The organism is Lentzea albidocapillata, assembly GCF_000719115.1.
Classification (GTDB): domain Bacteria; phylum Actinomycetota; class Actinomycetes; order Mycobacteriales; family Pseudonocardiaceae; genus Lentzea; species Lentzea albidocapillata.
In genome coordinates this window covers 21,446-42,592 of sequence record NZ_JOEA01000012.1, presented here as the reverse complement: position 1 = coordinate 42,592, position 21,147 = coordinate 21,446, and the positions used below count along the sequence as shown (strand labels likewise).

The window sequence follows — 21,147 nt, the reverse complement described above, 5'->3', positions numbered from 1 at the left end:
CGATGGACTTCCTTCGACCGGAAACGCTTGCGGAGGCGTTGGAGCTGAAGGCCTCCCGGCCGGACGCCGTGCCGATCGCCGGCGGCACGGACGTCATGGTGGAGCTGAACTACGACCACCGCCGTCCCTCCGCCCTGCTGGACCTGACCCGGATTCCCGAGCTCCAGCAGTGGTCCGACGGGCTGCGGGTCGGCGCTGGTGTGCCGTACGTGCGGATCATCGACGAGCTCGGCGCCGAACTGCCGGGGCTCGCCATGGCCTCCCGGACGGTCGGGTCGCCGCAGATCCGCAACCGCGGCACGGTCGGCGGCAACCTCGGCGCGGCCTCCCCCGCCGGGGACACGCACCCGGTGCTGCTGGCGTCCGACGCGGTCATCGAGGTGGCCTCCGTGCGCGGCACGCGGATGATCCCCGCCGCCGAGTTCTACCTGGGGGTGAAGCGGAACGCGCTGGAGCAGGACGAGCTGATCGTCGCGGTTCACCTGACGCCTGCCAAGGGGCCACAGCAGTTCTCCAAGGTGGGCACGCGCAACGCCATGGTGATCGCGGTGTGCTCGTTCGCGATTTCGCTGTTCCCGCAGGAGAACCGCGTCGGCGCGGCCGTCGGATCCGCCGCACCGACGCCACGGCGGGCGCGGGAGGCCGAGGAGTTTCTCGCCTCGGCGCTGGACTTCAAGGCCCCGAAGCCGTTGCTCGACTCGGTGAAGCGCGAGTTCGGTGAGCTGGTCTCCCGGGCCGCGTCGCCGATCGACGACGTGCGCGGGTCGGCGGCGTATCGCAAGCACGCCCTCGCGGTGATGGCACGCAGGACGCTGGGCTGGGCCTGGCAGGAACTTGTCGCCAAGAACAATGGAAGCGAGGAGCGGCCATGCGCGTGAACGTGACGGTCAACGGCGAGCAGCGTCAGGCCGACGACGTGTGGGAAGGCGAGTCGCTGCTGTTCGTGCTGCGGGAGCGGCTCGGGCTGCCCGGCTCGAAGAACGCCTGCGAGCAGGGCGAGTGCGGCTCCTGCACGGTGTACCTGGACAGCGTGCCGGTGTGCGCGTGCCTGGTCGCGGCCGGGCAGGTGCAGGACAGGGACGTGCGGACGGTCGAGGGGCTGGCCGACGGGGACACCCTGGACCCGGTGCAGGAGGCGTTCGTCGAGGCGGGCGCGGTGCAGTGCGGGTTCTGCACGCCCGGTCTCGTCGTGGCGGCGCACGACCTGCTCGACCGCGTGCCGAAGCCGTCGGATCCGGAGATCCGCGAGGCGCTGGCCGGGAACCTGTGCCGCTGCACGGGGTACGAGAAGATCCTGGACGCCGTGCGACTGGCGGCGTCGCGCCGATGATCGTCCTCGACCGCTGCGCGGTGTCCACTGTGGACGAGTCCGGGACCGAGCACCCGTCCGGGCACGTCGTGATCGACGGCGGACGGATCAAGTCCGTCGGCTCCGGCCCGGCGCCCCGGCCCTACGAGTCGCACACCTACGTCGACGCGTCGTCGTGCCTGGTCACGCCGGGGCTGATCAACACCCACCACCACCTGTACCAGTGGGCGACGCGCGGACTCGCGACCGACGCCACGCTGTTCGAGTGGCTGACCGCGCTGTACCCGGTGTGGCGCGGGCTGGACGACACCGTGACGCACGCGGCGGCGTCGGCAGGGCTCGCCCGGCTGGCGTTGACGGGCTGCACGCTGGCCGCCGACCACCACTACGTCTTCCCGTCCGGTGGCGGCGACGTCTTCGACGCGCTGGTGTCGGCGGGACGCCGGATCGGCATCCGGCTCGAGGCGATCCGCGGGTCGATGGACCGCGGCCAGTCGCACGGCGGACTGCCGCCGGACAACCTGGTCGAGGAGACCGAGGCCGCGCTGATCGCGACCGAGCAGGCGATCGGCGACTACCACTCGACCGCCGACGACGCGCTGGTCCGGGTGGCCGTGGGGCCCTGCTCGCCGTTCTCCGTGTCGCGCGAACTCATGACCGGGGCGGCGTCCCTGGCTCGCCGCCACGGCGTCCGGCTGCACACGCACCTCGCCGAGACGATGGACGAGGAAGAGCAGTGCCTGGCGGAGAACGGGTGCATGCCCACCGAGTACGCCGAGCAACTCGGCTGGCTGGGGCCGGACGTGTGGCTCGCGCACACCGTGCACCTGAACGCCGCCGCGGTGAAGCGGCTCGGGGCGACCTCGACCGGGTCCGCGCACTGCCCGACGTCGAACGGGCGGCTGGGCACCGGGATCGCACCGGTCCGCGACCTGCTGGACGCCGGTGCGCCGGTCGGCCTCGGGGTCGACGGTGCCGCGTCCAATGAGGACGGTGGCCTCGTCGTCGAGCTGCGGTCGGCCCTGTACCAGGCACGGCAGCGCGGCGGACCGGGTGCGATGGACGCCCGCAAGGCGTTGTGGATGGGCACGATGGGCGGCGCGCAGGTGCTGGGCCGCGCGGACTCGCTGGGCTCGATCGAGCCTGGCAAGGTCGCGGACCTCGCCGTGTGGGACCTGTCCGGAATGGACTACGCGGGGATCGCGGACCCGGTGGCGGCACTGGTGCTCGGCACTCCCCCGCCGTTGAAACTGTTGGTCGTGGGCGGTGAGGTCGTGGTGCGGGACGGAGTTCTGCTCACGGCGTCGACCGACGAGCTGGCGCGGGACCTCTCCGCGGCCAGCCTGAAGCTCCAGGAGGCAGCGCGATGACCCTCACTCCCGCCGAACTCACCTCCGCGGTGTCGGGTGGCATCGGGACGTCGCCGCAGCGCCCGGACGGCAACCTGAAGGTGCGCGGCGAGTTCGCCTACTCGTCCGACCTGTGGCACGAGGACATGATCTGGGGCGCGACGCTGCGTTCGCCGCACCCGTACGCGCGCATCACGTCGGTCGACCTGACGGAGGCGTTGAAGGTACCGGGTGTGTACGCGGTGCTGACGCACTCGGACGTACCCGGACGCAACCTGTACGGGCTGGAGCACAAGGACCAGCCGGTGCTGGCCGTGGACGTCGTGCGCTACCAGGGCGAACCGGTCGCGCTGGTCGGCGCCGACCACCCGGAGACGGCGCTACGGGCCATGAAGAAGATCGTCGTGACCTACGACGTGCTCGAACCAGTCGTGGACATGGAGACCGCCGCGGGCGACACCCCGTTGCACCCCGGCGGCAACCTGGTGCGGCACGTGCCGATCCGGCGCGGCTCGCAGGACGTCGAGGCCGACGTCGTGGTGACCGGGCGGTACGAGGTCGGCATGCAGGACCAGGCGTTCCTCGGACCGGAGTCCGGGCTCGCGGTGCCGGCCACCGACGGCTCGGTGGACCTCTACGTCGCGACGCAGTGGCTGCACGTCGACCGAGACCAGATCGCGGCCGCGCTGGGCCTGCCGCAGGAGCAGGTGCGGCTGACGCTGTCCGGTGTCGGCGGCGCGTTCGGTGGCCGCGAGGACCTGTCGATGCAGGTGCACGCGTGCCTGCTGGCCCTGTACACCGGCAAGCCCGTGAAGATGGTCTACAACCGCGAAGAGTCGTTCTACGGGCACGTGCACCGGCACCCCGCCGTGCTGTACTACGAGCACGGCGCCGACCACACCGGCAAGCTCGTCTACGTCCGCACTCACATGTATCTCGACGGTGGTGCCTACGCCTCCTCGACGCCCGCCGTCGTGGCCAACGCGGCGACGCTGGGCGTTGGCCCGTACGAGGTCGACAACGTCACGATCGACGCTTACGGCCTCTACACGAACAACCCGCCGTGCGGCGCCATGCGTGGATTCGGTGCTGTACAGGCAGGCTTCGCCTACGAGTCCCAGATGGACAAGCTGGCGGAGGCGCTGGGCATGTCGCCGGTCGACGTCCGCGTGCGGAACGCGATGACCGAGGGTTCGGTGATGCCGACCGGCCAGGTCGTCGACTCGGCCGCGCCCGTCGCGCAACTGCTGAAGCTGGTGCAGGACAAGCCGTTGCCCGCCGGCACCTCGTCGGACATCCGCGAACTGCCCGGTGGCGTCTCGAACACCACGCACGGCGAGGGCGTCGTCCGTGGCGTCGGCTACGCGGTGGGCATCAAGAACATCTGCTTCTCCGAGGGCTACGACGACTACTCGACCGCGCGCGTCCGGGTCTCGATGGTCAACGGCTCGCTGGCCGCCGCCGTGCACACCGCCGCCTGCGAGGTCGGTCAGGGCCTGGTGACGATCATGCAGCAGATCGTGCGGACCGAACTCGGCATCGAACGCGTGACCGTGCTGCCGATGGACACCACGATCGGCAACGGCGGCTCGACCTCCGCCTCGCGCCAGACGTACGTCACCGGCGGTGCCGTGAAGGCCGCCTGTGCTCTGGTCCGCGATCGTCTGGCCGGGCGCACCGACATCGGCGACGAGGTCATCGACGAGACCACCGAGTGGCGTCACCGCGCGACGGAGGCACTCGATCCCGTTACCGGACAAGGCAATGCGCACGTCCAGTACGGCTTCGCCGCCCACCGCGCCGTGGTCGACGTGGACGTCGACCTCGGCCTGGTGCGCGTGGTGTCACTGGACTGCGCGCAGGACGTGGGCAAGGCGCTCAACCCGCAGGCCGTGATGGGCCAGATCCAGGGCGGTTCCGCCCAGGGCCTCGGCCTCGCGGTGATGGAGGAGATCCAGACGTCCGGCGGCAAGGTGCGCAACCCGTCCTTCACCGACTACCTCATCCCCACCGTGCTCGACATGCCGCCGATGAGCATCGACGTGCTCGAGCTCGCCGATCCCCATGCCCCGTATGGCATCCGGGGCGTCGGCGAACCGCCCACCATCTCGTCGACCCCGGCGATCGTGGCGGCGATCCGCGCGGCCACCGGCCTGGCGCTCACCCGCGTCCCGGTCCGCCCGGAACACCTCACCGGTACCTGACCTGTGCTTGATTTCCCTGGAGTTGTTTGCCGTGAACGCACATCTGCTCGCCACCATCGACCTGGCCACCCAGAACGTGGCCTCCGGCGGGGGCCCGTTCGGCGCGATGATCGTCCGCGACGGCGAGGTGATCGCCACCGGTGTGAACCAGGTGACGCCGAACCTCGACCCTACCGCCCACGCCGAAGTCGTCGCGATTCGCGCGGCCTGCCAGGCGCTCGGTGACTTCCGTTTGACGGGCTGCACCTTGATTTCCTCGTGCGAGCCGTGCCCGCTGTGCCTGTCCGCCGCGCTGTGGGCGCGGGTGGACAAGGTGATCTACGCCGCCGACCGCCACGACGCGGCTGCGGCCGGTTTCGACGACCGGGAATTCTACGAACTCTTCAGCAAGTCCCGTTCGGAGTGGGACCTGCCGGTACATCAGATCTCCACAGGCGAGGACAACGCCCCGTTCACAGCGTGGACGTCCCTCGCAACTCGAATCGACTACTAACGGCTGTGTTTGTTCACGAGCAACCAGTCCATGAGCGGCGTGCCCCCGGAGGAGCGCTGGCCGCGCAATAGAGGGCCACAAGCCTGATCGCTGACCGGAGCTGTCTCAAACGCGTTCCAGCGTTGGAACGCGCCCACCGGCATGGGAAAGGCCGTCCATCAATGACCCAGTTACGGAGCCGAGCGTCGACATCGCCGCTCGACCAGTTCTTCCGCATCACCGAACGCGGCAGCTCGTTGGGCCGTGAGGTGCGTGGTGGCATCACGACGTTCGTCGCGATGTCGTACATCGTGCTGCTGAACCCGTTGATCCTCGGCGCGTCCGCGGACATCACCGGCGCCAAGCTGACCATCGCCGAGATCACCACGGCGACGGCGCTCGCCGCCGGCGTGATGACCGTCCTCATGGGACTCGTCGGCAACGCCCCCCTCGCCATCGCCGCCGGTCTCGGCGTCAACGGCGTGGTGGCCTTCCAGATGGCGCCGACCATGACGTGGGCGCAGGCCTTCGGCCTGGTGGTGCTGGAAGGCGTCTGCATCGTGATCATGGCCGCCTCGGGTGTCCGCGAGCGGATCATCAACGCGATCCCGGAGCCGTTGAAGATCGCGATCACCGTGGGCATCGGGCTCTACATCGCGTTGGTGGGACTGGTCTCCGCCGGTTTCGTGACCCGCACGCCGGACGCGGCGCAGTCGACGGTGCCGGTGCGGATGGGCCTCGACGGCCACCTGAGCGGCTGGCCGATCGCGATCTTCTGCCTGGGCCTGCTGCTGATGATCGTGCTGCTGGCGCGCGGCGTGCCCGGTGCCGTACTGATCAGCATCGTGGTGGCCACCGTCGTCGCCATCGGCGTGAACGCCGCGTTCGACGTCGAGGGCTGGGGTCTCGTGACCCCGTCGCTGCCGTCCTCCGTGGTCAGCTCACCGGACTTCGGCCTGTTCGGCCGGGTGGACCTGTTCGGCGGCTTCGTGTCCGCCGGCGTGATCGCGGCGACGATCTTCCTGTTCACGCTGGTGCTGTCCGGCTTCTTCGACGCCATGGGCACGATCACCTCGGTCTCCGACGAGGCGGGTCTGACCAAGGACGGCAAGGTCGAGGGCATGGGCAAGATCCTCATGGTCGACGGCGCCGGCGCGATCGCCGGTGGCGTCACGGGGTCCGCCCCGAACACCGTGTTCCTGGAGTCGGCCGCGGGCGTTGGCGAAGGCGCCCGGACCGGCCTGGCCTCGGTGGTGACCGGCGGCCTGTTCCTCGTAGCGCTGCTCTTCACGCCGCTGGCGACGGTCGTGCCCGCGCAGGCGGCGGCCCCGGCGCTGGTGGTGATCGGCGGCCTGATGATGACCCAGATCCGCCGGATTCCATGGCAGGACACGGATTTCACGATCCCCGTGTTCCTGACCGTGTCCATCATCCCGTTCACCTACTCGATCACCAACGGCATCGGCGCGGGCCTCGTGTCCTACGTCGTGCTGCGCATCTGCAAGGGCCGCTGGCCGGGCTGGCTGATGACCGGCCTCGCCCTGATGTTCGCCGTGTACTTCGGCGTGGATCTGATCAGCGGCAAGTGACGCGGCGTCCCGGCCGGGCGGCCACCCGGCCGGGACCTGAAAGGAGTGTGCGATGCGTGACCTGGCGTCGACCCTGCTGTCGTGGGACCGGTTCGCGGTCGCGTCGGTGGTGGCCGTGCGGGGCAGTGCGCCGCGCCCGGTCGGCGCCGCGATGGCCGTCGGGCCGTCCGGCGAGGTGATCGGCAGCGTGTCCGGCGGCTGCGTGGAGGCCGAGGTCTACGACCTGGCGTGCCAGGTGCTTTCGACCTCTGAGCCCGTTCTCGCCTCGTTCGGCTACTCCGACGACACGGCGTTCGCGGTCGGCCTCACCTGCGGCGGCTCACTGGACGTGCTGGTGCAGCGCGACTCCCCCGCGTTGCGCGAGGCGCTCTCTGCTTCCGTTGCCGGGCATCCGCTTTCCGTGCGCTTCGAGGCGGAGGGCAGGGTGTTCACCGAGTCATGGATGCCGCCGCCACGCCTGCTGGTGTTCGGCGCCATCGACCACGCCGCCGCGGTGGCCGAGATCGGACGCTTCCTGGGCTATCACGTGACCGTCTGCGACGCACGACCCGTGTTCGCCACTCCCTCCCGTTTCCCCGCAGCACATTCCGTGGTCGTCGACTGGCCGCACCGCTACCTCGCGTCCACCCACACCGACGACTCCACCGCCGTTGTGGTGCTGACGCACGACCCGAAGTTCGACATCCCCGTGCTCGTGGAGGCCCTGTCCCGGCCCCTGGCGTTCGTCGGCGCCCTGGGCTCCCGCCGCACCCACGCCGAACGGCTCACGCGCCTGCGCTCGGAGGGTGTTCCGGAGGCGTCGCTGGCGCGGCTGCGTTCTCCCATCGGCCTCGACCTGGGCGGCCGCAGCCCGGCGGAGACCGCGGTGTCGATCGCGGCCGAACTCGTGGCCGTGCGGCACGGCGGCACCGGCCTCCCACTGACCGCGCTGTCCACCCCCATCCACCGAACCCTGGAGAGTCATGGCACTGATCTTCCTCAACGGCGGCGGCATGCGGGGCGGTCCGCTGCACGCCCAGCTCCAGGGCACGCCGATGGTGTGCCGGGCGCGCAGTGCGCCCAAGTACCGGTACTTCTCGGTGCGGGGGAAGTTCCCCGCGATGCACGAGTCGGGCTCGGCCTCGGTGGCCGGTGAGCTCTACGACCTGCCGCTGAAGGTCCTGCGCGACCACCTGGTGCCCGCCGAACCGGCGGAACTGGAGATCGGCGTCATCGAACTGGAGGACGGCAGCGCCGCGCTGGCGACCGTGCTGCGCGACGCGATGGTCGACCCGTTGCTCCAATCGGGTGACATCCGGGACATCTCGTATCTCGGGGACTGGCGGGAGTTCCTTCATCGCGAGGGGTGAGGGAGTGGCATCGGGGGGTGCCACTGGCAAGGGGGAGTTGCCGCAGGCGGCGGGACCAACCGAAGTGGTCCCGCCGCATGGTCCTTCCACTGGGACATCAACGTCCGCGCCCCCTCAACAGCCCGCGCTCGTACGCCACCGCGACGGCCGCGGCCCGGTCCGACACCCCGAGCTTGGCGTAGACGTGCAGCAGGTGGGTCTTCACCGTGGCCTCGCTGATGAACAACGCCACCGCCACCGCCCGGTTCGTCGACCCCTTGGCGACCAGCGCCAGCACGTCGAGCTCCCGTGTGGACAGCGGTTCCAGCGCGGGCTCGCGCACCTGGCCCAGCAGCCGCGTCGCCACGGCGGGCGACAGCACCGCCTCGCCCGTGTGCGCGGCACGGATGGCGCGTTGCAGTTCGTCGCGCGGGGTGTCCTTCAGCAGGTAGCCGGTGGCACCCGCCTTGATGGCCGGCAGCACGTCGCGGTCCGTGTCGTAGGTGGTGAGCACCAGGACGCGGCACGGGTGGTCGCGCAGCCGTTCGATCGCGGACACGCCGTCCGAGCCCGGCATGCGCAGGTCCATCAGCACCACGTCCGGCGACACGGCCGTGACCACGGCGACGGCCTCGTCGCCGGACGCGGCCTCGCCGACCACCTCGAAGTCGCCGGTGGACAGCATGCCGCGCAGGCCGTCGCGGACGACCGGGTGGTCGTCGACGATGACGAGGCGGATCACGCGGGCACCCGTGCCGAGATCGCCGTGCCCGTGCCCGGTTCGGACTCCACGAACAGCGCGCCGGACAGGCGGTGCACGCGGTGGCGCATCGCGGGCAGGCCGAAGCCGTCGGACGGGACCGCCAGGTCGAAGCCCACTCCGTCGTCACGCACGTCCAGGGTCACCACGTCCTCCATGTACGACAGCGTCAGGCCCACGCGCGACGCCGAGGCGTGCTTCGCCACGTTCGCCAGGGCCTCCTGGGCGGTGCGCAGCAACGCGACCTCCACCTCGGGGTGCGTTTCGCGCACGGCTCCGGTCAGCGTGACCGAGATCGGTACGCCGTTGTGCTTCGACCAGCCCGACGCCACGTCGTCCAGGGCCTCGTGCAGCGCCGCCGAGTCCAGGGCCGGTGGGCGCAGGGCGTACACGGAGCGGCGGGCCTCGGCCAGGTTCTCGCGCGCCAGTTCCGCGGCCACCGCCACGCGGCGTTCCCAGTCGGCACCCGTGGCCGCCGACAGCTGCGTGATGATGCCCGCCAGGCCCTGGGCCAGGGTGTCGTGGATCTCGCCGGCCATGCGGTGGCGTTCGTCCTGCACGCCTGCCTCGTGCGCCTGCACCAGCAACTGCGCGTGCAGCCCCTCGTTCTCGTCGAGGAGTTCCTTGCGCAGCCTGGACTGTTCGGTCGTCACGTGGCCGACGTACGTGAAGGTGCACGCCAGCACCACGAAGACGAGCAGCAGCAACCAGAACGCCGCCTCCTCGCCCGGCGGCGGGTAGCCGCCGAACAACGACAGCGTCGCCAGCCCGGCCGTCAGCGCCACGACGAGGAACATCCAGCGCCCGCGCAGGAGCTCGCTCGCGTAGATGTAGACCGCGTACGACACCGCGCCGAACCAGTGCTCGCGCAGGCCCAGCACCGCGTAGAACACGACCATGCCACCGATGAACACGGCCATGAGCTCCGGGCGCCGGTGCCACGCCGGATGCAGCGTGAACCACCACGCCATCCACACGAAACCGAACGCCACGACGCCGTAGGTGAACCAGCGCTCCGGCACCGACTGCGTGGTGAAGATCGTGTACAGCACCGTCGTCACGGTCAGCACGAAGTACGGGATCACGCGGGCGATCGAGATGAGCCTGCGTTCCCACCTGTCCAACGCGGCCATGTCCACGAACTACTCCCAGCGGAAAGTCTTGGCCGCGACGGTACCTGCCACGAGGCTCACCAGCCCCATGATCGCGAGATGCCTCCAGTCCGGCGCGGTACCGAGCCACGCCTGCTGCAGCGCCTCCACACCGGGAGGCGCGTACGAACCGATCACCTGAATCGCCGAGGGCAGCATGAACCGCGGCAGGTACACGCCACCGAGGAACATCAGCAGCATGAACACCACCGCCGCCCAGCCACCGGCCGTCCGCGCGTTCGGGGCCAGGGCGGCGATCACCAGGCCCAACGCGAACGTGCCCGCGCCTCCCAGCACCACGGCACACGCCAGGCCGAGTGGATGGTGAGGCAGGTCGACGCCGAAAACGACGTACCCCAGGATGATAAGGAGCAGCACCGACAAGATCACCGCGGCGAAGTTGACCACCATCTGCCCGGCCAGCAACCGGGCCGGGTGCATGGGAGTCGTCGACAGCCGTCGCAGCACGCCCTTCTCCCGATAGGTCGCCACGACGGCGGGCAGGCGTTGCAACCCGATGAACACCAACGTGAACACGACGAGCGCCGACACGTAGCTGTCGATGAACCGCTGCCCACCGAAGTTCGCATCAGGCGTCCGCAACGCCGGGATCGCGCCCAGCACCAGCAAGAGCAAGCTGGGGAACAGCACCGCGAACAGCGAGTTCAGCCGATCGCGCAGGAACAACCGCGCCTCGATCTCAATGATCTTCAACATCACGACCCCCGGTCAGTTCGACGTAGGCGTCGTCCAGCGAAACCTGGTCGACGCGGAGCCGGCGTGCCAGGACCTGCCGCCGTGCCAGCAGGGACGTCACCGCGTGCAGCAGGTTCTCCGACCCGCTGACCACGAGCTGCTCCCCCACCGCGGACACCGACGTGACCTCCGGCAACGCCTCCAGCAACGACACGTCCAGCGCGACGGACGGCACGAACCGCACGCACGTGGCACCGTCCACACGCGACACCAGCGCGGAGGGCGTGTCCAGCGCGACGATCCGGCCGTCGCGGAACACCGCCACCCGGTCGCAGAGCCGCTCCGCCTCCTCCATGAAGTGCGTGACCAGCAGGATCGTCACGCCGGCCGACCGCACCTCCTCGATCACCGACCAGGTGTCCCGCCGCGCCTGCGGATCGAGCCCCGTAGTCAGCTCGTCCAGGACCGCGATCCGCGGCGACCCGATCAGCGCCAGCGCGATCGACAACCGCTGCTTCAACCCGCCGGACAGCTGCCCGAACTCCGCCTTCAGGTGCGGCACCAGCCCCAGCCGCGAGGACCAGTCGACCGGCGCCGGGTAGAACGACGAGAACAACGCCAGCGCCTCGCCGACCCGCATCCGTTCCGGCAACTCCGAGGCCTGCAACTGCACCCCGATCGACGCGCGGACGTCAGCCGGTCGCTTGCCCAGCACCGACACGGTCCCCCGGTCCGGCGTCCGCAGCCCCGACACGCACTCGACCGTCGTCGTCTTGCCCGCCCCGTTCGGCCCCAGCACCCCGAAGATCTCGCCCTCGGCCACCTCGAACGACACGGAGTCCACCGCCACGCGGGGCCCGTACCTCTTCCCGAGGTCGTGCACTTCGATGATCGCCATGGCCCCAGCCTCGGCGAACGGCGCGCGAAGATCATCGAACAACGAGCGGGAGCTGGATCAACCGATCGGTGGATGCCGGCGGTTCAGCTGATGGGCTTGTCCAGCCCGTAAACAACCTGGTCGAGCAACGTCCGGATGACGGCCTCGTTGTGCTCGGTGCGACCCGGCGTGATCATCCGCGACGTCGCCTCGACCATCGCGTGCACGAGCATCGCCCGCAACGGCGCGCGTTCCACCCCGGCCGTCCGGAAGACCCCGACCAGCGGCGCCAGCAACCGTTCGTGCTCGGCCCGGATCTGCTCGCGCGACGAGTCCGGCAACGTGTGCGCGGACAACGCCACCACCGCCCCGTGGCTGCCGTCGGTGATGATCGCGAGCTCGGTGCGCAGGTAGGCCTCGATCTTCGCCGGCACGGAGGACGCGCTGTTGACCGCGTCCTCCAGCTTGTCCGCCCACTCCGGCAGCGCGTCGGACACGATCGCGGCGACCAGTTCCTCACGCGACCGGAAGTACTCGTAGAGGCTCGGCCGCGACAACCCGACACGTCGGGCGAGCGACGCGAGCGTCAGCGCCTCCGCTCCCTCGGTCGCCACGATGTCCCGCCCGGCGTCCAGCAGGGCACGCAACCGGTTCGCGCGGTGTTCCGCCACGGTGTCTGCGCTGATCCTCGGCACATCGGAATCGTATCGCGCTTGATTTCCCGACGGGGAGTTGGAATAGTTCCCGACAGAGCGTCGGGATCAGGAGGCCAGCATGTTCATCGCGACCAACCGGATGTTCGTGAACGCGGACATGTCCGAGGAGTTCGAGCGGTACTTCCGCGGCAACATGCGCACCCACCTGCCCGGAGTCCCCGGCCTGCTGCGCAGCACGCTGCTCAAGCCGACCCAGGACGACCAGCCGTACGTCTCGGTCAACGAGTTCGAGTCAGAAGAGGCCTTCCGCGCCTGGGTCGCCTCCGACGCGTTCCGCGAGGCGCACAAGGGCCACCGCACGATCGCACGCCTGGTCACGGGCAACGAGCCGGAGCGGTTCACGCACGCCGAGGACATGGTGCTGCCCCGGCAGCGCACCGAATAGGCGATACTCCCCCGCGTGGGGGACGTCCGCTTCCTTGTGCTCGGCCCGCTCGCGGTCGAGGTGAGCGGGCAGCCGATCGTGCTGCCCGCAGGCCGCGGCCGGGACCTGCTGGCGCTCCTCGTCGCCCGCGCGAACGAGGTCGTCCCCCTCCACGAACTCGGCGACACCCAGGCCCTGCGCAAGGCGATCAGCAGACTGCGGCGGGCGCTGGGCGGCACGGACTTCATCCGCACCTACGAGACCGGCTACCTCGCGCACGTCACCGACTCGGATCTGCTCGACTTCCGCGCGCTGCGCGACCAGGGCCGGCACGCCGAGGCGCTCACGTTGTGGCGCGGCGACCCGTTCGAGGGCATCGACGCGGTCCGCGAGACCGCCGAGGAACTGACCCGCGAACGCAAGGCCGTCGAAGCGCTCGTGCCGGTGCCGCGCCAGGTTCCCGCGCCGCTCGCCCAGTTCGCCGGCCGTGATCGCGAACTCGCCGCGCTGCGCCGCTCCGGCCCGGTCACCCTGCTCAGCGGCGTGGGCGGCGCCGGCAAGACCACCCTCGCGCTGCAGTGGGCGAACCAGGCCCACTTCCCCGCCGGGCAGCTGCACGTGAACCTGCGCGGCTTCGACCCGACCGCGCCGGCACGTCCCGAGGAGGTCATCCGGAGCTTCCTCGGCGCACTCGGCGTACCGCCGGACAGCATGCCGCCGAGCACCGGCGAGCAGGCGCGGCTCTACCGGACGTTGTTGCGCGGCAAGCACATGCTGCTCCTGCTCGACAACGCCCGCGACGCCGGCCAGGTCCGCCCGCTGCTGCCGGACGACCCCGCCTGCCGCGTGGTGATCACCAGCCGCGACCGGATGGACGACCTCGACGGCATCACGAGGGTGCGGATCGACGTGCTGAGCCAGGCCGAGGCGCGACAGGTTCTGGCCCAGCGGATCGGTGCCCGTGCCACCGCCGAGCCCCAGGCCCTGTCGAGGCTCGCCGCACGGTGCGGCGGGCTGCCGCTCGCACTCGCGATCGTGGCCGCCCGCGCCGACCCGCAGCACTCGCTGACCGCGCTCGCCGACGACTTCGCGGACGACGACGTGCTCGACTTCCTCGACACCGGCGAGGAGACGACCAGCGTCCGTTCGGTGTTCGACTGGTCCTACCAACGACTTTCCGGTTCCGCGCAACGGCTCTTCCGGTTGCTGGGTGTCCATCCCGGACCGGACGTGTCCGCGGCGGCCGCCAGGAGCCTCGCGGGCACCACGCCCGCGCTGCCGGAACTCGTCGCCGCCAACCTCGTCACCGAGACCGGCGACGGTCGCTTCGTGCTGCACGACCTGGTCCGTGCGCACGCCCGCGACCTGGTCGACGACCTAGAAGGCCGCGACGCCCTGCGGCGGCTGCTCGACCACTACCTGCACAGCGCCGCCGTGGCAGCCGTCGAGCTGCACCGGTTCATCACCGTGGTCGACATCGGCCTGCCCGCCAAAGGAGTCGTGCCCGAGCTCGTGCACGGCCACGACGAGGCGCGACGGTGGTTCGAGGCCGAGATCGACGTGACGGCGACGCTGTGCGAAGTCGCCGTGGCGACGGGGTTCGACCGGCACGCCTGGCAGTTCGTCTGGAGCATTCGCAACTTCATGGACATCGCCGGCCACTGGCACCACTCGGTCGCGTTGATGTACGACGCGTTGAAGGCAACGCACCGGCTGGGCGACGAGCGGGCCGCCGCACTGCTGCACCAGTTGCTCGCGCACACCGAACACCGGCTCGGTGACATGGCGGCCGCTGAGTCGCATCTCGCCGAAGCGTTGCGGTTGAACGAAAGCACCGGGAACCTCGACGGCCAGATCCGCGTGCACCGCAACTACGCGTTCTACATGGAGGCAGAAGGCGATCTGGTCAGCGCACTGCACTACGCGCGGCGTGCCGTCGAGCTGAGCGAACGGACGGGCGACGTCTCCAGTCTCGCCGGCTCGATGAACCAGGTCGGCTGGTACGTCGGCCGGCTCGGCGACCGCGCGAAGGCTCTCGAACACTGCCGCGCCGCGCTCACCCTGCTGCGCGAGTGCGGCGACCGGCTCGGCGAGGCGAGCACGCTCGACAGCATCGCCTACAACCTGCACCACATCGGCGACTTCCCCGGCGCGATCGAGCACTACCGGGAGTCGCTGGCGGTCTTCACCACGATCGGCGAGCAGTTCGAGATCGCCACCACCCTGGTGAACCTCGGCGACACCCACGCCGCCACCGGCCAGGAGACCGAGGCGCGGCACGCGTGGGAGCAGGCGCTCGAGATCTACGAGCGCCTGGCCCACGCCGATGCCACCAAGGCCCGCGGCCGTCTCACAGCTCTGTCAGCAGCTTCTTCATCCGGTTGATCTCGTCGTCCTGCGTGGCCACGACGTCGTCGGCCATCTCCTCGACCTGGATGTTGGTGCCGGCACCGCGCACGTCCGTAGCCATCTTGATCGCACCCTCGTGGTGCTTGATCATCAGTTCCAGGAACATCCGGTCGAAGTCCTTACCGCGCGCCGCGCCGAGGGCGTTCAGCTGGTCCTGCGTGGCCATGCCCGGCATCGACGCGTGATCCCCGTGCGTGCCAATCGCGTTGAACGTGCGCTGCCACTGCTTCATGGCGCCGATCTCCGGTTCCTGGCTGAACCGGATGCGGTCGGCGAGGCCCTTCACCGTCTCGTTCTGCGCGCGGTCGGGGGCGAACCTCGTCATGGCGAGCGCCTGCTCGTGGTGGACGATCATCATCGCCACGTACTCGCGGTCGGCGTCGTTCGGCGGCGGCGGGATCACGCCGCTCACGTCCGAAGGCGCGATGGTCGGCGCCGACCCGCCAGGCGTGTCGGGCGCGATGACCGGAGCTGCATCCGGCTCCGATGTACAGCCTGCCAGCAGGGCGAATGCCGCCACGATGACCAGAACCCCAGAGCGCATGCGTCGCACAATACCCTCCGAAAGACGCTGGCCTTTAGCAAGGCGAAGGGGTCATACTCCCCCACACCAACCCGTACTGAGGGGGTAAAGCTGTGACTTCACGCGCAACGGCCCGGCGGCGCAGAGCGCCGTTGGCGGTGCTGGGGGCGCTCGCGCTGACGCTGTCGACGTTGACCGCGCCCGCGTACGCCGAGCCCGACCTGCCGGCGGACGGCAAGGGACTGAGCGAGGCTCAGCTCGAGTCGCAGGCGGAGGGCGTCAACGGCATCCCGGGCGTCGACGAGATCAGCCGCAGCCGCAACATGGTCCCCGTCGCCCACCTGGACAAGCAGGCTCCGCTCAACTCGACGCAGACCGACATCGCGTTCCAGGACAACTACGCGTTCGTCGGCAACTACGACGGCTTCGTCATCTACGACATCCGCAACCCGAAGAAGCCGACGATCAAGAGCCAGGTCCTGTGTCCCGGCTCGCAGAACGACATCTCGGTGTACGGGAACCTGCTGTTCCTGTCGACCGACTCGTCGCGCAGTGACAACTCCTGCAGCAGCGTGTCCCAGTCCGCGACGATCAAGGAGTCGTGGGAGGGCGTCAAGGTCTTCGACATCAGCGACAAGAGCGCGCCGCGCTACGTCGCCGCCGTCGAGACCGCCTGTGGTTCGCACACCCACACGATGGTGCCGAGCAAGAACAAGAAGGACGTGTACCTCTACGTCTCTTCCTACTCGCCCAACGCCACGTTCCCGGACTGCCAGCCGCCGCACGACAAGATCTCCATCGTCAAGGTGCCGGTGAAGAACCCGGCCGCGGCCTCGCTGCTGAAGACCCCGGTCCTCTTCCCGGACGGCGGCAACAAGGGTGTCCCCGGCACCATCGAGACCGGCTACACCTCGGCCACCTCGGGTTGCCACGACATCACCGTCTACCCGCAGATGGACCTCGCGGCCGGCGCCTGCATGGGTGACGGAGTCCTCTGGGACATCTCCGACCGCGAGAACCTGGTCGAGATCAACCGCGTGCAGGACGACAAGAACTTCGCGTTCTGGCACTCCGCGACCTTCAACAACAACGGCACCAAGGTCGTCTTCACCGACGAGCTCGGTGGCGGCGGCGCCGCGACCTGCAACGAGAAGATCGGCCCGACGCGTGGTGCCAACGGCATCTACGACATCGTGGGCAAGGGCAAGGACCGCAAGCTGGTCTTCAAGTCCTACTACAAGATCCCGCGCATGCAGGGCGACACGGAGAACTGCGTCGCGCACAACGGTTCGCTGATCCCGGTGCCCGGCAAGGACATCATGGTGCAGTCCTGGTACCAGGGCGGCATCTCGGTGTGGGACTTCACGAACTCGGCCAAGCCGCGTGAGATCGGCTTCTTCGAGCGCGGCCCGATGCCGAACGGCATGGGTGGCGGCACCTGGTCGACCTACTGGTACAACGGCTACATCTACTCCTCGGAGATGGGCCGCGGCTTCGACGTCATCGACATGCGCGACCCGCGCACGTTCGTGGCGAAGCTGTTCCGCACGGACGAGCTGAACGTGCAGACCCAGGGGAACTTCTACCGCGGGTAGTAGCTCCCTCTCAGATCAGCGCGGCTGCCGGCGTTCGGCAGCCGCGCTGACTGCTGTCAGGACCAGGGTCACCGCGACACCACCGAAGACCGCCCAGACCGGGGAGCCGACGTCCATCGCCCACGCGGCGACGACGGCCGTGAGCCCGTAGCCCGCGCCCGTCACGGCGTACATCATCGAGAACCCGGCCGCGTGCGCGCCGACGGGAAGCCGTTCGCGCAACGCGAGACTGCGCGTCACCAGCACACCGGACTGGAACAGCCCGGCGGCGAGCAACGCGCCCGCGATGCCCGGCAGGTTCGGGAACAACGCCAGCGCGCCGACGCACGTCGCCGTGACGACGAGCAGCACCAAACCCTGTGCGCGCAACGATCCCGGCCACGGCCGCAGCCCGTACAGCACCGCACCCAGCGCGCTGCACGCCGCGAAACCCATGAGCAGCGGTCCGATCCAGCCGATCCCGATCCCCCGGTACTCCAGCAACGCCGGCAGCACCAGCTCCGCGACCGCCAGCTGCGCCAGCGCCGCCGCACTCACGAGGTAGATCGGCCAGGCCGACGCCACCACACGAGGTTTCGCCGTGCCGGACCGCGACGTCACGTGCCCGCGCGGCAGGATGAACACCAGCCACGCCGCCACGACGACCAGCGACACGGACACGACGACGGGCGCCCGGTGGTCGACGCTCAGCGCCAGCACCGTCACCAGCGCGGGCGCCACCGCCCACACCACCTGCGTGATCATGGCGTCGAAGCCCATCGCCTTGGGCACCAACGCGTCCGGCACCAGCCCGAGCAGCATCGCCCGCAGCCCGCCGGGCGTGGTCGACGGCCCGGCACCCGCGACGAACGCCGCGATCGCCAGCACCGTCACGTTCTGCGTCAGCGCCAGCGTCGTGAACGCCCCCGCGCCGACGAGCAGGCCGACCGACAGCTGCCCGCGCATCCGCGAGGGGTCGAGGAACAGCCCGAGCAACGCGGCGCCGAGGATCTCGCCCAGCACGTAGACGGCGACCAGCGACGCGGCCAGCACGTACCCGCCGGGCAGTCCCCTGGTCAGGAACACCATCATCAGCGGCGTCATCGACATCGGCAGCTTCGCGGCGACCGTCACGACGGCGCACGCCAGCACGTCCCGGTTCGCGAGGTCGCGGTACCCGGCAGCGGAGATCGTCATCTACTCGCCCAGCTCCTGGAACAACGTCAGCTGCAGCCCGGCCGGCGCCGCCAGGCGGGCGTTCAGCGAGTTCCACGGCGTGCGAGTCGGTTCCGCGATCACCTCGGCCCCGGCGGCTTCCAGCGCACGGGTGGTCACGGCGGAGTCCCCCACCTCGAAGGCCACCCGCACGTGCCCCGCGACGCGCCTGCCGACCTCGACCTCGTCGATGAACGCCGCGTGCGGCGGGTCGGTGATCTCCAGCGTCGCCCGCCCGGCTTCGAGGATCGTGACCCTGCCGCCGTCGGACGTGAACGCCGCCCGTTGCTCAAGCCCCAGCACGTCTCGGTAGAAACGCAGGGCCTCGTCGTAGTCGTCAGCGGTGACGACCAAGCGGAGTTCACGGACACCGGTCATGGCGACGATCATCGCACCACCGGTGTCAGAACGAGGCGAACCCGCCGAACTCCCCGCCCTGACAGGCCATGCGGGACTACACCTCGACGCGCTGAGCCTGCCCGAGCAGCCGCGTCACGACCGCCAGGACCAGCGAGAGCCCGGCGGTCACGTGGATCGGCGCCGGTCCGAACGTCGCCGCCAGCACCGCCGCCGACCCGATCGGCAGCAGGTACTTACGCATCCCCGCCTTCCCGGGACAGTCCTGCACGTACCAGACGCACAGGAAGAACACGGCCAGCGGCACCGTCGTGAACGCGGCGACCGTCATGCCCGGCGCGTGCGAGATGTGCAGGTCGTAGTCGACCGAAGCCGCGAGACCGGCGCCGAGTGCCGCGATCGAGCCGAGGATGAACAGATGCGCGTACCCCCACAGGAACGCCTTCTTCAGGTTGTGGAGGTGGGCCGGCGCCTCGAAGTAGATCCACCACACCGAGAACACGATGACGAGCGAGGCGGCGGCGAGCGAGATGAGGTTGACGCCGCTGTCGAAGCCCTTCTGGAACGCGAGCGTGGCCGCCAGGATCGACTCGCCGAGCACGATCAGCGTGAACAGGCCGTGCCGCTCCGCGATGTGGTGCGGATGCCAGGTCGTCGCGGTCGTCCGCTCGGCCCAGGCCGGCACCAGCAACTCGGCGAGCATGCCGAGCACCCACAGCCCGACCGCGAGGCTCGGCGGTACGAAGAGCCACAGCACCCACAGCACCTGCATGACCGCGATGCCGCCCGCGTACCGGTGCGCGCACGCCTTGTGCGACGGGTTGTCGCGCGCGGCACGCAGCCAGTGCGTGACCATCGCGAGCCTGATGACCACGTAGCCGCCGACGACGATCCGGTAGTCCTGGTGCTCGAAGACGGCGGGGATGCCCGCCGCGATCACCAGGACACCGGCGATCTGGACCATCGTGATGATCCGGTGCAGCGTGTCGTCGTTGTCGAACGCGCTGGAGAACCAGGTGAAGTTCAGCCACGGCAGCCACAGCGCGAAGAACGCCATGCAGAACGCCAGCAGGCCGGCCCCCGCGTGGTTCTCGGACACGGCGTGGTGCAACGAGGCGGCGGCCTGGGCGACCGCCACCACGAAGCTCAGGTCGAACAGCAGCTCCAACGGTGTCGCGACCCGGTGGGTCTCCGCCGTGTCGCGCGCGAGGAGCTTCTTGATCATCCCGCTACCACCATGATCCTTGATTCGCTGAGGTCGAGCGCGACCCGCGTACCCGGCTGGTACGCGGCGGCGGTGTTGGAGGGCTGGTCGATGCGCAGCACCTGCTCCCCCACCCTGACCGAGATCCGCGTGACCGGCCCGAGGAACGACTGGGTCAGCACGTCGCCCACGATCTTGCCATTGGTGTCGCCGTGGTGCGCGGAAACGCCGATGTCCTCCGGACGCACGATGACACGAACGTCGCTGCCGGACGGCTGGTCGTGCGACGCGGCGACGGTCACGCCGTTCACCACGACGGTCTGGCCCTCGGCCTTGGCCTCCACCGAGTTCGTGACGCCGACGAACTGCGCCACGAAAGCCGTCTTCGGTTCGCGGTAGACGACGGACGGGGTGTCGAGCTGCTCCAGCCGGCCGTGCGACATCACGCCGACCCGGTCGGAGACGGCGAGCGCCTCCTCCTGGTCGTGCGTGACGAACAGCGTCGTCATGCCGAGCTCCGTCTGGATGCGACGGATCTCGTCCCGCAGGTTCACGCGGACCTTGGCGTCCAGCGCGGACAGCGGCTCGTCCAGCAGCAGCACGCGCGGCTGGATCGCGAGAGCACGCGCCAGTGCGACGCGCTGCTGCTGACCACCCGACATCTGGTGCGGGTACCGGCCACCGAGATGGGTGAGACCGACCAGTTCGAGCAGTTCGCCGGCCTTCTTGGCGTCGGCCTTGCGCATCTTCAGGCCGAACGCGACGTTCTGCGCCGCGGTCATGTTCGGGAAGAGGCTGTAGGCCTGGAAGACCATGCCCATGTCCCGCTTGTTGGCCGGCACCTTCGTGATGTCCTTGCCGCCCACGGTGACCGTGCCCGAGTCGGACGTCTCGAAGCCCGCGACGATGCGCAGCGCCGTCGTCTTGCCGCAGCCCGACGGACCCAGCAGCGACACCAGCTCACCCTCGGCCAGTTCCAGGTCGAGGCCGTCCAGCGCGACATTGCCGCCGAAGGACTTGCGCAGTCCCTTGAGTTCCAGATGACCCATG

General features: G+C 69.8%; 20 protein-coding genes and 1 pseudogene. 11 read left to right on the top strand and 10 right to left on the bottom strand.

Annotated elements, in window-relative coordinates:
- Window positions 1–2: 2 nt before the first annotated feature.
- The 8 genes and pseudogenes from IG04_RS0119045 to IG04_RS47210 all read left to right on the top strand — a co-directional run.
- Entirely contained in the window at window positions 3–878 is an 876-nt protein-coding gene (locus IG04_RS0119045; protein WP_030478011.1) for an FAD binding domain-containing protein, read from the top strand.
- Window positions 869–1,330, top strand: a complete 462-nt coding sequence (locus tag IG04_RS0119040; protein ID WP_030478010.1) for a (2Fe-2S)-binding protein — start codon at window positions 869–871, stop codon at window positions 1,328–1,330. The genes IG04_RS0119045 and IG04_RS0119040 overlap by 10 nt, the downstream gene beginning before the upstream one ends.
- Window positions 1,327–2,679, top strand: a complete 1,353-nt coding sequence (locus tag IG04_RS0119035) for an 8-oxoguanine deaminase (protein WP_030478009.1) — start codon at window positions 1,327–1,329, stop codon at window positions 2,677–2,679. Before IG04_RS0119040 ends, IG04_RS0119035 begins: the two co-directional genes overlap by 4 nt.
- Window positions 2,676–4,862 (top strand): molybdopterin cofactor-binding domain-containing protein, encoded by a 2,187-nt coding sequence (locus IG04_RS0119030; protein ID WP_030478008.1) that lies wholly within the window; start codon window positions 2,676–2,678, stop codon window positions 4,860–4,862. Before IG04_RS0119035 ends, IG04_RS0119030 begins: the two co-directional genes overlap by 4 nt.
- A 31-nt stretch (window positions 4,863–4,893) precedes the next feature.
- Entirely contained in the window at window positions 4,894–5,355 is a 462-nt protein-coding gene (locus tag IG04_RS46560) for a nucleoside deaminase (RefSeq protein ID WP_245816682.1), read from the top strand.
- Window positions 5,356–5,516: 161 nt separating this feature from the next.
- The gene (locus IG04_RS0119020; protein ID WP_030478006.1) at window positions 5,517–6,923 is read left to right on the top strand and encodes an NCS2 family permease; all 1,407 of its coding nucleotides are present in this window, start codon (window positions 5,517–5,519) and stop codon (window positions 6,921–6,923) included.
- Window positions 6,924–6,975: 52 nt separating this feature from the next.
- Window positions 6,976–8,058 (top strand): XdhC family protein, encoded by a 1,083-nt coding sequence (locus tag IG04_RS45405; RefSeq protein WP_084402117.1) that lies wholly within the window; start codon window positions 6,976–6,978, stop codon window positions 8,056–8,058.
- Window positions 7,955–8,272: pseudogene (locus IG04_RS47210) on the top strand (allophanate hydrolase-related protein); the annotation flags it as partial. The gene IG04_RS45405 and the pseudogene IG04_RS47210, both read left to right, overlap by 104 nt.
- A 97-nt stretch (window positions 8,273–8,369) precedes the next feature.
- On the opposite strand, the gene IG04_RS0119005 reads toward IG04_RS47210, so the two are convergent.
- The 5 genes from IG04_RS0119005 to IG04_RS0118985 form a co-directional block, all read right to left on the bottom strand.
- Entirely contained in the window at window positions 8,370–8,993 is a 624-nt protein-coding gene (locus tag IG04_RS0119005) for a response regulator (protein WP_030478003.1), read from the bottom strand.
- Complete coding sequence (locus IG04_RS0119000) at window positions 8,990–10,144, bottom strand: sensor histidine kinase (RefSeq protein ID WP_030478002.1); 1,155 nt, start codon at window positions 10,142–10,144, stop codon at window positions 8,990–8,992. Before IG04_RS0119000 ends, IG04_RS0119005 begins: the two co-directional genes overlap by 4 nt.
- A gap of 9 nt (window positions 10,145–10,153) precedes the next feature.
- Window positions 10,154–10,879 (bottom strand): ABC transporter permease, encoded by a 726-nt coding sequence (locus IG04_RS0118995; RefSeq protein WP_030478001.1) that lies wholly within the window; start codon window positions 10,877–10,879, stop codon window positions 10,154–10,156.
- On the bottom strand, window positions 10,863–11,756 hold the full coding sequence (locus IG04_RS0118990) for an ABC transporter ATP-binding protein (protein ID WP_030478000.1): 894 nt from the start codon (window positions 11,754–11,756) through the stop codon (window positions 10,863–10,865). Before IG04_RS0118990 ends, IG04_RS0118995 begins: the two co-directional genes overlap by 17 nt.
- Before the next feature lie 83 nt (window positions 11,757–11,839).
- Window positions 11,840–12,430 carry a TetR/AcrR family transcriptional regulator gene (locus IG04_RS0118985; protein ID WP_051770204.1) on the bottom strand — a complete coding sequence of 197 codons (591 nt, stop codon included), beginning with the start codon at window positions 12,428–12,430 and terminating at the stop codon, window positions 11,840–11,842.
- A 79-nt stretch (window positions 12,431–12,509) separates the two neighbouring features.
- On the opposite strand from IG04_RS0118985, the gene IG04_RS0118980 reads away from it, so the two are divergent.
- Together IG04_RS0118980 and IG04_RS0118975 are read left to right on the top strand one after the other, a co-directional pair.
- Complete coding sequence (locus IG04_RS0118980; RefSeq protein WP_030477998.1) at window positions 12,510–12,836, top strand: antibiotic biosynthesis monooxygenase family protein; 327 nt, start codon at window positions 12,510–12,512, stop codon at window positions 12,834–12,836.
- A 15-nt stretch (window positions 12,837–12,851) separates the two neighbouring features.
- A complete protein-coding gene (locus IG04_RS0118975) occupies window positions 12,852–15,200 on the top strand; it encodes an ATP-binding protein (protein WP_051770203.1) in 2,349 nt (782 codons plus the stop codon).
- Here IG04_RS0118975 and IG04_RS0118970 read toward each other — a convergent pair.
- Entirely contained in the window at window positions 15,166–15,768 is a 603-nt protein-coding gene (locus tag IG04_RS0118970; RefSeq protein WP_030477996.1) for a DUF305 domain-containing protein, read from the bottom strand. The two genes, IG04_RS0118975 and IG04_RS0118970, sit on opposite strands and share 35 nt — an antisense overlap.
- Before the next feature lie 92 nt (window positions 15,769–15,860).
- Between IG04_RS0118970 and IG04_RS0118965 the strand changes: the two genes are divergently transcribed.
- Complete coding sequence (locus tag IG04_RS0118965; RefSeq protein WP_030477995.1) at window positions 15,861–17,342, top strand: LVIVD repeat-containing protein; 1,482 nt, start codon at window positions 15,861–15,863, stop codon at window positions 17,340–17,342.
- 15 nt (window positions 17,343–17,357) lie between these two features.
- Here IG04_RS0118965 and IG04_RS0118960 read toward each other — a convergent pair whose 3' ends face one another.
- The 4 genes from IG04_RS0118960 to IG04_RS0118945 form a co-directional block, all read right to left on the bottom strand.
- Window positions 17,358–18,518 carry an MFS transporter gene (locus IG04_RS0118960; protein WP_030477994.1) on the bottom strand — a complete coding sequence of 387 codons (1,161 nt, stop codon included), beginning with the start codon at window positions 18,516–18,518 and terminating at the stop codon, window positions 17,358–17,360.
- Complete coding sequence (locus tag IG04_RS0118955) at window positions 18,519–18,926, bottom strand: VOC family protein (protein ID WP_030477993.1); 408 nt, start codon at window positions 18,924–18,926, stop codon at window positions 18,519–18,521.
- Window positions 18,927–18,990: 64 nt separating this feature from the next.
- A complete protein-coding gene (locus IG04_RS0118950) occupies window positions 18,991–20,118 on the bottom strand; it encodes a low temperature requirement protein A (RefSeq protein ID WP_030477992.1) in 1,128 nt (375 codons plus the stop codon).
- Window positions 20,115–21,146 (bottom strand): ABC transporter ATP-binding protein, encoded by a 1,032-nt coding sequence (locus tag IG04_RS0118945; RefSeq protein ID WP_030477991.1) that lies wholly within the window; start codon window positions 21,144–21,146, stop codon window positions 20,115–20,117. Before IG04_RS0118945 ends, IG04_RS0118950 begins: the two co-directional genes overlap by 4 nt.
- Window position 21,147: the final 1 nt, after the last annotated feature.